Below are 12,994 nucleotides of genomic sequence, written 5' to 3' on the forward strand. Positions count from 1 at the left end.
AGCCGTCGGGCAGGTCTGTGACCTCTTTACCGATGAGGAATGCTACAATTTCTTCAAAGCTGCCGGATATGAAACCGATTAGACGCAACGCGCTCTAATAGGGCATGAACACCGGCGAGGCGACCAAACGAAGGCTGGCGGCTGCGATTGCCATCGCTGCCGACAACCCGCGGGTCATCGGGGTGGCGCTTGCGCCGGCACCCGCGCCCCGATCAAGCGCGCCACGCGCTGGAGTAGGCTGCCGGCACGCCGCTGACATCCCCGGTCCACGTAATGCTGCCCCATGTCGATGAAGGCGGCTCGCCTAAGCGCTTCGGGGATTACTCCGCTGCCTGACCTGCGGCCTCACGGTTTTCGTCGCATTTCACCAGCCAGCTCTCGTCATAGAACTGGTGCTCAAGAATGGCGCTGATTTTTTCGCGCAATTCCTTGTCCTCGACTTTCCGCTTCTGGATCTCCTGCTTGAACGGGCGGTGTTCGGCGCGGTCCTCTGCCTGCTTGATCTTCCCGGCGAAATCGCGGCGTTCGTCCGCGATCACGGCGATCCGCTTCCAGAAGACCGCCTGTTCCCGGCGTCGTTGCAGCATCGGATAAAGATGGTGTTCCAGCGACCGGAAATAGCCACTGCTGACCACGATCTCTTCCATTTCGGCAAGGTGGTTGGTGGCCTCCAGGCGCTCGATCCCATGGTAGTGATAGAGCTTGACCCCGTCATGCGGAAACCAGTCCGGCACGTCGATCGGATAGTTGAATTCGCTTTCCATCTGCACAAATTCGCAGCCGCCCCGAAAGATCGCGACGGGCAGGGACGCCTGGTCAAGCCAGGGCCGCTTTCGCGCATGATCCAGCGTCTCATCATAGTCGATGATCATCGCGGTATCCAACCATAGCTCTCCAAACCGCTCACCGCGCGCGGTGATCTCAGGAAAGGCGATGAACCCCGCGTTGAAATACGGCGGCTGCATGTTCGTCGTTCGAACCATCTTCATCCGCTCTTTGGGGGTTTCAAGCCCGAAGACGGCGTAGGTCTTGTCCCAGACCTCGATGAACCGGCCTGAATAACCGGCGATGGATTCGGGCGCTGCCGCGACCTTGTTCTCCTGGAACAGCCGGGCGTCGTCGAGGGGTTGGGCAAGATAGGTGTCGGTGTCCAGCCAGATGCAAAAGCGCGTTTCACGCTTTTCTGCGGCCGCGAGGATCTTGTGCCCGTGATAGTAGGGTTTGGAATTGTTGCGTCGGGCAAATTCCAGTTCCCGGGTCAGCTCCTGGATCGGTGCGTCGTGATCGATATGAAACTGCCGGATCCGCTCTGGCACTTCGTCGATCTTGCCCTTGGGGCAGTAGGGAATCACTTTTGCATTGGGATGGTGACGCCTGATCGACAAAAGCAGGGGAATAGACGGCGTCAGGAGATTTGGGGGATCAATCATATAGATCAGAGAAACCTCGCCATTGTCGATAAGGTCGGACCTGGGGTGTGTCGTGATCTCTGTCATCTTTACCTCAAATAAACGGAACGAAAATGGTTCTTCAAACCTGCGCGGGCATCTTGTCCCATAGCGCGAAAGCGGATGTCCAGAATTTTCATGGCCCGGCTGGACCCTGCCTCACCCTTGCCCAATTGTTCACGACAAGGCCGAAACACTGTGCCCGTTCACTGCGCGCGCGTCGACTGAGCCTGCGGCCATCATGCGCTCATCAGCCCCTCCCCAGGACCGCATTGAGACCAGCCGCCGCGCGGTGTTCGGTCTGGGAGAGGCCAGGGGCTGTCTGACATGTCACCCCATGTGATCGCGACCGGGGCGGGCAAGATCATCCGGCAGAACTGTCAGAGGTGCGGGGTATTGAGAGCTGATAGGTTGGGACAGGTTTTGGATGCAGGCCGTCAGATCAACGCTGAACAATGCCTTTGGTAGGCCCGGAGGGACTCGAACCCCCAACCAAGGCGTTATGAGCGCCCTGCTCTGACCATTGAGCTACAGGCCCCCGCAGCAGCCTGTGCGTAATCCGCGGGCGCGCGCAGGTCAAGCTTGGGCGTTGCCCCGGGGCCGGGGTTCGGCTATCGGGGGGCCGACATCAGCCGGGGGCCGCCATGACACAGAACGGGATCAGCTATCGCGATGCGGGCGTCGATATCGACGCCGGAAACGCGCTGGTCGAACGGATCAAACCTGCCGCCGCCGCCACGCAGCGGCCCGGCGTCATGGACGCGCTTGGGGGGTTCGGCGCGCTGTTCGACCTCAAGGCCGCGGGCTATGACGACCCGATCCTGGTCGCGGCCACCGATGGCGTGGGCACCAAGCTGCGCATCGGCATTGATACCGGCCATCTGGACGGCCTGGGCCAGGATCTGGTCGCGATGTGCGTGAACGATCTGGTCTGCCAGGGGGCGGAGCCGCTGTTCTTCCTGGACTATTTCGCGACCGGCAAGCTGTCGGTCGATGAGGGCGCCCGCGTGGTCGAGGGGATCGCGCGCGGCTGCAAGGCCGCCGGTTGCGCCCTGATCGGCGGAGAGACCGCCGAGATGCCGGGCATGTATCACGACGGCGATTTCGACCTGGCGGGCTTTGCCGTCGGCGCGATGAACCGCGGTGCCGCGCTGCCTGCGGGCGTGGGGCAGGGCGATGTTCTTCTGGGGCTGGCATCCGACGGGGTGCATTCCAACGGCTATTCGCTGGTCCGCAAGGTCGCGGAACGCGCAGGACTGGCCTGGTCCGACGCCGCCCCCTTTGCCGACACCACCCTGGGCGAGGCGCTGCTGACCCCCACGCGGCTTTACGTCAAGCCCGCGCTGGCCGCGATCCGCGCGGGCGGGGTGCATGCGCTGGCCCACATCACCGGCGGCGGTCTGACCGAGAACCTGCCCCGCGTCCTGTCCAAGGATATGGGCGCCGACATCGACCTGGGCAGCTGGCCGCTGCCCCCCGTCTTCGGCTGGCTGGCCGAGGCCGGTTGCATCGAGCAGGCGGAGATGCTCAAGACCTTCAACAGCGGCATCGGCATGATCCTGGTGGTCAGCGCCGACCGCGCCGATGCGCTGACCGACCTGCTGGCCCAGCAGGGAGAGACCGTGCACCGCCTTGGCACCGTCACGGCAGGTGCTGGCGTGCGCTATTCCGGCACGCTTGCGTGAAACGGGTTGCGATCCTGATCTCGGGGGGCGGGTCGAACATGATCCGCCTGCTGCAGGACATGACGGGCGATCACCCGGCGCGGCCCGTGCTGGTCGCGTCGAACGATCCGCAGGCGGGCGGGCTGGCCCGCGCAGCCCAGATGGGCGTGCCCACCGCCGCCGTCGATCACCGCGCCTTTCCGCGCGACCGCGCCGGGTTCGAAGCGGCGCTGCTGGAGCCGATTTTGGCGGCGGAACCGGACATCATCTGCTTGGCGGGCTTCATGCGCATCCTGACGCCCGGTTTCGTGCAGCGGTTTCAGGGGCGGATGCTGAACATCCACCCGTCGCTTTTGCCGAAATATCCGGGGCTGGACACGCATGCCCGCGCCATTGCCGCCGGTGACGCCGAGGCCGGCTGCACCGTGCATCTGGTCACGCCCGAGCTGGATGCCGGCCCGGCCCTGGGGCAGGCGCGCGTGCCGGTCCTGCCGGGGGACGATGCGGCAACGCTCGCCGCGCGGGTGCTGGTGCAGGAGCACCGCCTGTATCCGGCGGTGCTGCGGCGGTTCGCGTCAGGCGACCGGACGCCGCTGGTCCTTTAGCCCCACAGCAGGGCCAGCGTGGCCACCGGGTCGTCCTGGGTCCAGATCTCGGGGCCGAGGGCGATGAAATCGGTGATGGGCGACAGCTGGGTGATCAGTTCGCGCGTGATGGCGCCTTCGGCCACGACCGGAACCTCGATCATCTCGGACCACCACTGGAACAGCTCCAGCTCGACCGGCTCTCCGCGATAGAGGGCGCTGTCGGCGACCGGGCCAAAGGCCACGTAATCGGCGCCCGCCTCGGCCGCGTTCATGCCCTCGTGGCGTGAGGTGCCGCAGAACGCGCCGACGATCGCGTCGTCGCCCAGCTCCTTGCGGGCATAGCGGACGGCCTTGGCGCCGTCGGTCAGATGCACCCCGTCCAGCCCGTGGCGCAACGCCAGCTTGACGTGATCGTCGATCACCACGGCCACGTCGCGGGCATGGGCGATTTCGCGGGCCATGTCGGCCAAGCGGCCCAGCTCGTCCTCCTCGGCGCCGCCGCGGATGCGCAGGCAGGCGGGGGCCACGCGGTCCATCACCTCGGCCAGCATGGGGCCAAGGGCCGATGCCTGTGCACCGGCGGGCGTCATCAGATACAATTGCGGGGCGTCGGTCATGGCGGTCTCCTTTGTGTCGCAGATAGCGCAGCTTGCCCGCCGCCGCCAGACAGACTAGATCGCCCCCATGCAACTCGAACGCCAACCCGTCATCATCCTCGTGCGCCCGCAGATGGGCGAGAACATCGGCGCCGCCGCCCGCGCGATGCTGAATTTCGGCCTGACCGAGATGCGCATCGTGGACCCGCGCGACGGCTGGCCCAACCCCAAGGCCGTCGCCATGGCCTCGGGGGCGGCCGGTCGCGTGCTGGACACGGCCCGCATCTATCCGACCCTGGCCCTTGCCATGGAGGGCATCGACTATGCCTATGCCACCACCGCCCGCGGGCGCGAGCTGACGAAACCGGTCTTCACCCCCGCCACTGCCATGGCCCAAGCCCGCGCCCATGAGGGGCGGTCCGCAATCATCTTCGGCCCCGAACGCACGGGGCTGGAGAATGACGACATCGCGCGGGCCAATGCCATCGTGACGGTGCCGGTGAACCCCGATTTCCCGTCGCTGAACCTGGCCCAGGCCGTGCTGCTGATAGGATATGAATTCGGCCGCGACATCCTGCCGCCCGAACCCGCGCCCCATCTGCGCCGGGCGCCCGCCGAATCCCCCGCCGACCGCATCGAGATCGAGCGGTTGGGCGACCATTACGACGAACAGCTGACCCAGGCGGGGTTCTTCTTTCCCGAAACCAAGGCGGCGTCGATGCGGTTGACCATGCGCAACATGTGGTCGCGCCTGACACTGACCAAGGGCGACGTGCGCATCCTGCATGGCGTGCTGCGCCAGTTGACCCGCCGCTGACCCGCCCCAACCCAAGGAGAATGCGATGGCCAAGCGCCCCGTCTTTCAGGAGGTCTCGGACCCGCAGGCTGTCCGGCCGGCCCAGACCCCCGGCATGATCGATGCCCGCCCCCGCGGTGCGCGCCGGGCGATCCGCGCCTGGCTGGCGGTGCTGTTCCTGCTGGTCCTGGCGATGATCGTCGTGGGCGGCGCCACGCGCCTGACCGGCTCGGGCCTGTCCATCACCGAATGGAAGCCCGTGACCGGCGCCATCCCGCCCATGAACGCCGCCGACTGGCAGAGCGAATTCGACCTCTATCGCCAGATCCCCCAGTATCAGGAGCTGAACGCCGGCATGTCGCTGTCCGAGTTCCAGTTCATCTACTGGTGGGAATGGGGGCACCGCCTGCTGGGGCGGGTCGTGGGCCTGGTCTGGGCCTTGGGCTTCGTCTTTTTCTGGGCCACGTCGCGCATCCCCACCGGCTGGACGCCGCGCCTGCTGGGCCTGGGCGCGCTTGGCGGTCTGCAGGGTGCGATCGGCTGGTGGATGGTCAGCTCCGGCCTGAACGAGGGAATGCTGCGCGTCGCCTCGTACCGCCTGGCCACGCATCTGGGCATCGCCTTCCTGATCCTGGGCCTGATCACCTGGTACGTCCTGCAGCTGTCACGGACCGAGGCCGAGCTGCTGCGGTCCCGCCGCGCCGGAGAGGCCAAGCTGTTCCGAATGTCCACCGGCCTGATGCACCTGACCTTCGTGCAGATCCTGCTGGGCGCGCTGGTCGCGGGGATCGATGCGGGCCGCACCTATACCGGCTGGCCCACCATGGGCGGCGAATGGATTCCGGCCGCCATCTGGGACGGCACCCTGGGCTGGCGCAACTTTTTCGAGAACCCGGCGCTGGTGCAGTTCATCCACCGCATGACCGGCTATCTGCTGGCGATCTTTGCGGTGGTGGTCTGGCTGCGTGCGCGCCGCTCGCCCCATCCGGTGACGCGCCGGGCCTACGGTCTGATGATCGTGGCGATGGCTGCCCAGATCGCGCTTGGCATCGCCAACGTGATCTATGCCTCGCCGCTGCATCTGGCGCTGACGCATCAGTTCGGCGCGGTGGTGCTGTTCGCGGTGCTGCTGCGGGCCCGCCACCACGCCCGCTATCCCATTGAAACCTCGATCCGAGGAGTGACACGATGAGCGCCCTGACCGACCTGCTGGCCTTTCAGCGCCAGACCGAAGCCCTGTCCTCGATAGGTGAGCGCCTTGGCTGGGACCAGGAGACGGTGATGCCCCGCGGCGCCACCGACCAGCGCGCAGAGGAGATGGGCGCCATGGAGGAGGTCCTGCACGAGCGTCGCACCGATCCGCGCATCGGCGAATGGCTGGACCGCGCCGATCCGCAAAGCCCCGCCGACATCCGCGCCGTGGCCCTGATCGCGCGCGATTACGCCCGCACCAGCCGCATCCCCGCGCGTCTGGCCTCCGAGCTGGCGCGCCTGACCTCGCTGGCCCAGGGCATCTGGGCCGAGGCCCGCGCCAAGGACGCGCCCGAGGATTTCCTGCCGACCCTCGATCAGGTCCTGATGCTGAAACGCGAAGAGGCCGCCTGCCTGGCCGATGGCGGCGACCTCTATGACGCGCTGTTGGAGGACTACGAGCCCGGCATGACCGGCGCGCGCCTGGCGACGCTCTTCGATGCGATGCGCCCGCGCCTGGTCGCGCTGCGCGACGACGTGCTGGGCGCGGATCAGCCGCAGGCGCTGAAAGGTCATTTCCCGCAGGAGACCCAGCTGCGTCTGGCCCGCGCCTGCGCGACGGCCTTCGGCTATGACTGGACGCGCGGCCGGATGGACCTGGCAGTGCATCCGTTCAGCTCCGGCCGCTGGCAGGACAGCCGCATCACCACGCGGGTGGTCGAGACCGACCCCTTCAACTGCCTCTATTCGACCATCCACGAGGTCGGCCATTCCAGCTATGAGCAGGGCATCGACCCCGATTATGCCTTCACCCCCCTGGGGCGCGGCGTGTCGATGGGCGTCCACGAAAGCCAAAGCCGCATCTACGAGAACCAGATGGGCCGCGGCCGCGCCTTCACCGGCTGGCTGTTCGAGCGCATGTCCGAGGCCTTCGACGGTCTGAACATCACCGATCCCGATGCCTTCTACGCCACCGTGAACCGCGTCACGCCGGGCTATATCCGCACCGAATCCGACGAGGTCCAGTACAACCTGCATGTCATGCTGCGCTTCGACCTGGAGCGCGACCTGATCTCGGGCCGTCTCGACACCAGCGACCTGGTCGAGGCCTGGAACGCCCGCTTCCTCAAGGATTTCGGCGTGCGGGTGGATCGTCCGGCGAATGGCGTTCTGCAGGACGTCCACTGGTCCGTGGGCCTCTTCGGCTATTTCCCGACCTATGCCCTGGGCAACGTCTATGCCGGGTGCCTGAACCAGGCCCTGCGCACCGCCGTCCCCGATCTGGACACGTCCCTGGCAAGGGGCGACGCAACGCCCGGCACCGAATGGCTGCGAGAGACCGTCCAGCGCCACGGCGGCCTGATGCTCCCGACCGAGGTGATCGAGGCCGCGTCGGGCCGCACCATCAGCCCCGACCCGCTGCTGGGCTATCTGGAGCGAAAATTCGGCCAGATCTACGGCCTCTGAGGCGGGAATTGGATATTTAGATGAAGAAGAAGCCCAGGCCCCGCGTGCCCTTCTTCTTCATGAAAATATCCTGCGGGGGGTCCGGGGGGCGCAAAGCCCCCCGGCGGTCGCGGGACGCAAGTCACTCGGCGGCGCGGGCCATCGGGTTGTTCGGGTGGCTGGTCCAGTTCGCGTATTCGCCACGCGGAATGCCGGTGCGCTTGTCGATCTCGCCGATCTCCAGTTCGCGCATGGTGATGCAGTCCTCGACGGGGCAAACATCGACACACAGGTTGCAGGCGACGCATTCCTCCTCGATCACCTCGAACACGCGGCCCGGCTTCATGGCAATGGCCTGGTGGCTGGTATCCTCGCAGGCGGCATAGCAGCGGCCGCAGCTGATGCAGGCGTCCTGGTCGATCACCGCCTTGGTGACATAGTTCAGGTTCAGGTGCTGCCAGTCGGTGACGTTCGGCGTCGCGCGACCGACCAGGTCGGGCAGGGTCATCTCGTGGCTGTCCAGGTAATCGTGCAGGCCGGTGATCATCTCCTGCACGACCTTGAAGCCATAGGTCATCGCCGCTGTGCAGACCTGCACATTGCCCGCACCCAACGCCATGAACTCGGCCGCGTCCCGCCAGGTGGTGACGCCGCCGATGCCGCTGATGGGCAGGCCGGCGGTCGCAGGGTTCCGGGCGATCTCGGCCACCATGTTCAGGGCGATGGGCTTGACCGCCGGGCCGCAATAGCCGCCATGGCTGCCCTTGCCGTCGATGGTGGGCTGGGGCGCGAACAGGTCCAGATCGACCGAGGTGATCGAGTTGATCGTGTTGATCAGGCTGACCGCATCGGCCCCGCCACGCTTGGCGGCCTCGGCGGGCTTGGTCACGTCGCTGATATTGGGCGTCAGCTTGACGATGCAGGGCATGCGGCTGTGCTTTTTCACCCACCGCGTGACCATCTCGATATATTCCGGCACCTGGCCCACGGCCGATCCCATGCCGCGTTCGGCCATGCCGTGCGGGCAGCCAAAGTTCAGCTCGACCCCGTCGGCCTCGGTGTCCTCGATCCGGTGCAGGATGTCGCGCCAGCTGTCCTCGTCACAGGGCACCATCAGCGAAATGATCAGCGCGCGGTCGGGATAGTCGCGCTTGACCGACTTGATCTCGCGCAGGTTCACCTCAAGCGGTCGGTCGGTGATCAGCTCGATGTTGTTGATGCCCAGAACCCGCCTGTCGGCGCCATAGACCACGCCATAGCGGGGACCGTTCACGTTGACGACGGGCGGACCTTCGGACCCGAGGGTCTTCCACACGACGCCGCCCCAACCGGCCTGAAAGGCGCGGCGGACGTTGTATTCCTTGTCGGTCGGCGGGGCCGAGGCCAGCCAGAAGGGGTTCGGGGACTTGATCCCGATGAAGTTGCTGCGCAGGTCTGCCATGATCTCGTCCTCAGCCGGGGATTTCGACGGGACGTCCGGTCAGCCGGGCGTCGATGTCTTCTGCCGCATCGCGGCCCTGGGCCACGGCGGTCACGGTCAGGTCGTCTCCGCCCGCGGCGCAATCGCCGCCGGCCCAGACCCCGTCCAGCGAGGTTCGGCCCAGCCCGGTGACGGCGATCTTGCCGCCCGCCAGTTCCAGCCCGTCCGGCGCGCCGTCCAGACGCTGGCCAATGGCGCGGAACACCTGATCGGCCTTTAACCGGAACCGGTCCTCCGTCACGTGCAGCCCGTCAGGGCCGTCGATGGTATAGGCGAACTCGACCTCGGTCACCGCGCCGTTGCCATGGACCGCAACGGGGGCGGCGTTGCAGATGATCCGCACGCCGCTGGCCGTCGCGTGGTCCTGTTCGTGGCGGCTGGCGCCCATGCGATCCTGACCGCGGCGATAGACGATGCTGACGTTTTCCGCACCCAGCAGGCGGGCCTGCACGGCGGCGTCCACCGCGGTCATGCCGCCGCCGATCACCACCACGTCGCGACCCACGGGCAGGGTGCCCAGATCGCTGGCCTGGCGCAGATCGCGAATGAAGCTGACTGCGTCCAGCACATGCTGGCGGTCCTCGCCCGTCGCGCGCAGGGCGTTCACGCCGCCCAGGCCCATGCCCAGGAACACCGCGTCGTATTCGGCCTGCAACGCGGCCAGCGTGATGTCGCGGCCGATCACCTGATCGTGGCGCAGCTCGATCCCGCCGATGCCCATCAGCCAATCGACCTCGGCCTGGGCGAAGCCGTCCACGGCCTTGTAGCTGGCGATGCCGTATTCGTTCAGCCCGCCGGGCTTCGGACGCGCCTCAAGGATCACCACGTCATGGCCCTTGGCCGCCAGACGATGCGCGGCGGCCAGACCGGCAGGACCCGCGCCGACCACGGCCACGCGCTTGCCCGTGGGCGCGGCTCGCTTGAACGGGTGCACCGCCTGAGCCATCAGCCCGTCGGTCGCATAGCGTTGCAGGGCGCCGATCTCGACCGGCTTGCCTTCGGCGGCCTCGCGGACGCAGGCGCCCTCGCACAGCTGCTCGGTCGGGCAGACGCGGGCGCACATGCCGCCCAGAATGTTGGCGTGAAAGATCGTCATCGCCGCCGCATCCGGTGTGTCCGTCGCGATCTGACGGATGAACAGCGGGATGTCGATGCCGGTCGGACAGGCCGTGATGCAGGGCGCGTCATGGCAGAAATAACAGCGGTCCGCGGCCACGCGCGCCTCGTGGCGGTCCAGCGGCGGGGCGACGTCGACGAAATTCGCCGCCAGCTGGTCGGGGGTCAGTCGCCCGGGCACGACGCCGGGGCTTAATCTCGCTTGGGACATTTTTGTCTCCTGGCTCACCTGTTGGTGAAATCAGGCTGACACAGGTCCATTTTTTTATCAAATGGTAAAATATGCGCGGCGAAGCTTTGCGGAAATTTCAGGCAGGCAGGTCCAGAACCGCCGCCAGACCGCCCAGATCGGACCGCTCCAGCCGCAATTCGCCGCCATGCAGCGCCGCCAGATCGGCCACGATGGCCAGGCCCAGGCCGGCGCCGGGCGGGCCCAGCTCGTCCAGGCGGCTGCCGCGGATCAGGGCGCGGGGGGCCTGGGTCGCGTCCAGGCCGGGGCCGTCATCCTCGATCCGCAGGACCAGCCGGGCCGGGGCAGTCCGCACAGTGATGCGCAGGCGGGTGCGGCCCCATTTGGCGGCGTTCTCCGACAGGTTGCCGATCATCTCCTCCAGATCCTGACGTTCGCCGGAAAAGGCCGCGTCGGGGGGGCAATCGACATCGGCGGTCATGCCCCGGTCGGCCAGGGGCCAGCGCAGCACCAGCAGGATGTCGTCGATGACCGGCGCTACGGGGGTGCGGCTGCCCATCAGGCGCGGGCCCGCCTGTCGCGCGCGGCGCAGGTGCCAGCCGATCAGCCGGTCCATGCGCGTGATCAGCGCCTGGCCCTGATGGTCGGGCGGCAGTTCGTTCGACAGCGCCGACAGCGGCGTCTTCAGCGAATGGGCCAGATTGCCCAGATGCTGGCGCGAGCGGGCCAGCAGGCTGGCATTCTGGTCCAGCGCCGCGTTGATTTCGGCCGCAAGTGGGCGCAGGTCGGTGACATCGGGGCGCGCCAGCCGGTCGCGGTCACCCGCCCGCACACGGGCCAGATCGGCGCGCAGCCGGTCCAGGCTGCGCAGGCCAAGCGTCACCTGGATCACGCTGGCCGCCGCCAGCCCCAGCCCCAGCACGGCCAGCGCCACGGCCAGCGGGCGCACGACCTGCGCCAGGCTGGCGTCGATCTGGGCCTGCGGCGCGGTCACGGTCACGGCGATCAGCGCGTCGCTGTCGGGGATGCTCAGCTCGCGGCGCAGGACGCGCAGGCCCGCGCCGTCGGTGTCGCGCCCCGGGGCCCCGGTCAGCTCTCCGACCGGCCCCGACAGCCGCCCGTCCAGCAGCGAGGGAGAGCGCGCCAGCGGCACGTCATCGGCCCCCACCTGCCAGTACCATCCCGACAGCGGCAGCGAGAATCGCGCGTCCAGCGGGGTGTCGTCCAGCTCGATCCGGCCATCGTCGTCATCGACCTCCAGTTGGCCGATCAGGCTGTCGGCGATGGCCAGCGTCTCGGCGTCGAAACGGTCGGTGACGAAATTCTCCAGCAGATGCGCGATCAGCACGAACGCCGCCAGCAGCGCCGCCGTCAGCCAGACCGCCGCCAGCAGCAGAAGCCGTCCCCGGATCGAGGCGGTCACGCCGACCTCAGGACATAGCCCTCGCCGCGCCGGGTCTCGATGATGCCCTGGCCGACCTTCTTGCGCAGGCGGCCGATGACGACCTCGATCGACTTGAAGTCGCGGTCGGTCTCGGCCTCGTAGAGATGTTCGGACAGCTCGGTCCGGGTGATGACGCGGTCCTGATGCGTGATCAGATAGGTCAGGATGCGCGCCTCGAAGGCGGTCAGGCGCAGCGCCATCCCGTCCAGGGTGATGACGCCCAGCTGGCCGTCCAGCTGCAGCCGTCCGGCGGCGATCTGCGGCCGCGCATGGCCTGCGGCGCGCCGGATCAGGGTCTGCGCGCGCAGCACCACCTCGTCCAGGCGGAACGGCTTGACGGCGTAATCATCGGCCCCGGCCCGGAAGCCCGCGACCTTGTCGGTCCAGTCCCCGCGCGCGGTCAGGATCAGGACCGGCATGGCGATGCCCTGGTCGCGCCAGCGGGTCAGCACCTCGATGCCGGGCAGGCCGGGAAGGCCCAGATCCAGCACGGCGACGTCATAGCTTTCGGTGGCGCCCAGGAATTCGCCCTGGGTGCCATCGGCGGCCAGGTCGGTCACGAAGCCGGCCTGGGTCATGGCCTGGGACAGCTGCTGGGCCAGCAGGGGGTCGTCCTCGACGATCAGGGCACGCATGGGGTCATCTTTCGGCAAGGCGCCTGCGCGCCTCCAGCTGGCCGCGACCGGCCACCTCGAGGAAGCGGCCCGTCCGGGCGTCCAGACGGATGTTCAGGATCGAGCGGGTGGTCGTCAGCAGGCGGAACTCATAGACCAATTCGACACCCAGGGCACGCTCGGCGGGGTGGGGTGGGCGCGTCTCTGCCGCGACCAGTCGCCCGGCATAGCGGTCGGTGACGGCTTCGGCCATCAGGTGAAAGGGCTGCGGCTGAAAGCTGGTGGCCCAGGGGTCGGCCTCCAGATCCCGGGTCGCCTGATCCGGGGCTGGCTGCGGCACCGCCGCCAGCGGCGCCATCAGGGCCAAGGCCAGGATCAGGGGATTCGGGGCGCGCATCATGGGGACAGTATGACGGGGCCCG

12 protein-coding genes and 1 tRNA gene are annotated in these 12,994 nt (G+C 67.5%); 5 read left to right on the forward strand and 8 right to left on the reverse strand.

Translation table 11 applies throughout. The annotated features are described in order from the left end of the window. Window positions 1–320 precede the first annotated feature (320 nt). Window positions 321–1,496, reverse strand: coding sequence for a GT-B fold glycosyltransferase domain-containing protein (locus ABS73_RS09380; protein WP_277024648.1), 1,176 nt, complete (start codon window positions 1,494–1,496; stop codon window positions 321–323). Between the two features lie 414 nt (window positions 1,497–1,910). Further along, window positions 1,911–1,986, reverse strand: a tRNA-Ile gene (locus ABS73_RS09385). Between the two features lie 106 nt (window positions 1,987–2,092). Here ABS73_RS09385 and purM point away from each other — a divergent pair. Both purM and purN read left to right on the forward strand, forming a co-directional pair. After that, window positions 2,093–3,133: a phosphoribosylformylglycinamidine cyclo-ligase gene (gene purM / locus ABS73_RS09390; protein WP_277024650.1), complete on the forward strand. Its 1,041-nt coding sequence runs from the start codon at window positions 2,093–2,095 to the stop codon at window positions 3,131–3,133. Beyond that, complete coding sequence (gene purN, locus ABS73_RS09395; RefSeq protein ID WP_277024653.1) at window positions 3,130–3,717, forward strand: phosphoribosylglycinamide formyltransferase; 588 nt, start codon at window positions 3,130–3,132, stop codon at window positions 3,715–3,717. Before purM ends, purN begins: the two co-directional genes overlap by 4 nt. Here the strand turns inward: purN and ABS73_RS09400 are convergent. Beyond that, the gene (locus ABS73_RS09400) at window positions 3,714–4,316 is read right to left on the reverse strand and encodes a thiamine phosphate synthase (protein WP_277024655.1); all 603 of its coding nucleotides are present in this window, start codon (window positions 4,314–4,316) and stop codon (window positions 3,714–3,716) included. The genes purN and ABS73_RS09400 overlap by 4 nt on opposite strands. A 67-nt stretch (window positions 4,317–4,383) precedes the next feature. On the opposite strand from ABS73_RS09400, the gene ABS73_RS09405 reads away from it, so the two are divergent. Genes ABS73_RS09405 through ABS73_RS09415 form a run of 3 tightly spaced genes read left to right on the forward strand, consistent with a single transcriptional unit; the run spans window position 4,384 to window position 7,749 of the window. Further along, the gene (locus ABS73_RS09405; RefSeq protein ID WP_277024657.1) at window positions 4,384–5,112 is read left to right on the forward strand and encodes an RNA methyltransferase; all 729 of its coding nucleotides are present in this window, start codon (window positions 4,384–4,386) and stop codon (window positions 5,110–5,112) included. A 25-nt stretch (window positions 5,113–5,137) separates the two neighbouring features. Further along, a complete protein-coding gene (gene ctaA, locus ABS73_RS09410; protein WP_277024660.1) occupies window positions 5,138–6,283 on the forward strand; it encodes a heme A synthase in 1,146 nt (381 codons plus the stop codon). Further along, window positions 6,280–7,749 carry a carboxypeptidase M32 gene (locus ABS73_RS09415; RefSeq protein WP_277024661.1) on the forward strand — a complete coding sequence of 490 codons (1,470 nt, stop codon included), beginning with the start codon at window positions 6,280–6,282 and terminating at the stop codon, window positions 7,747–7,749. Before ctaA ends, ABS73_RS09415 begins: the two co-directional genes overlap by 4 nt. Window positions 7,750–7,870: 121 nt before the next feature. On the opposite strand, the gene preA is transcribed toward ABS73_RS09415, so the two are convergent. From preA to ABS73_RS09440, 5 genes are all read right to left on the reverse strand, one after another. Beyond that, window positions 7,871–9,169: an NAD-dependent dihydropyrimidine dehydrogenase subunit PreA gene (gene preA, locus ABS73_RS09420; RefSeq protein ID WP_277024663.1), complete on the reverse strand. Its 1,299-nt coding sequence runs from the start codon at window positions 9,167–9,169 to the stop codon at window positions 7,871–7,873. 10 nt (window positions 9,170–9,179) lie between these two features. Next, a complete protein-coding gene (locus ABS73_RS09425) occupies window positions 9,180–10,535 on the reverse strand; it encodes an NAD(P)-dependent oxidoreductase (RefSeq protein WP_277024664.1) in 1,356 nt (451 codons plus the stop codon). A 97-nt stretch (window positions 10,536–10,632) separates the two neighbouring features. Next, the gene (locus ABS73_RS09430; protein ID WP_136855050.1) at window positions 10,633–11,937 is read right to left on the reverse strand and encodes a sensor histidine kinase; all 1,305 of its coding nucleotides are present in this window, start codon (window positions 11,935–11,937) and stop codon (window positions 10,633–10,635) included. Continuing rightward, entirely contained in the window at window positions 11,934–12,593 is a 660-nt protein-coding gene (locus tag ABS73_RS09435) for a response regulator transcription factor (RefSeq protein WP_277024666.1), read from the reverse strand. Before ABS73_RS09435 ends, ABS73_RS09430 begins: the two co-directional genes overlap by 4 nt. A 4-nt stretch (window positions 12,594–12,597) precedes the next feature. Then, on the reverse strand, window positions 12,598–12,969 hold the full coding sequence (locus ABS73_RS09440) for a PepSY domain-containing protein (protein ID WP_277024669.1): 372 nt from the start codon (window positions 12,967–12,969) through the stop codon (window positions 12,598–12,600). Between the last annotated feature and the right edge of the window lie 25 nt (window positions 12,970–12,994).

The sequence above is a fragment of the Paracoccus sp. SCN 68-21 genome (assembly GCF_001724535.1).
Lineage (GTDB): Bacteria > Pseudomonadota > Alphaproteobacteria > Rhodobacterales > Rhodobacteraceae > Paracoccus > Paracoccus hibiscisoli.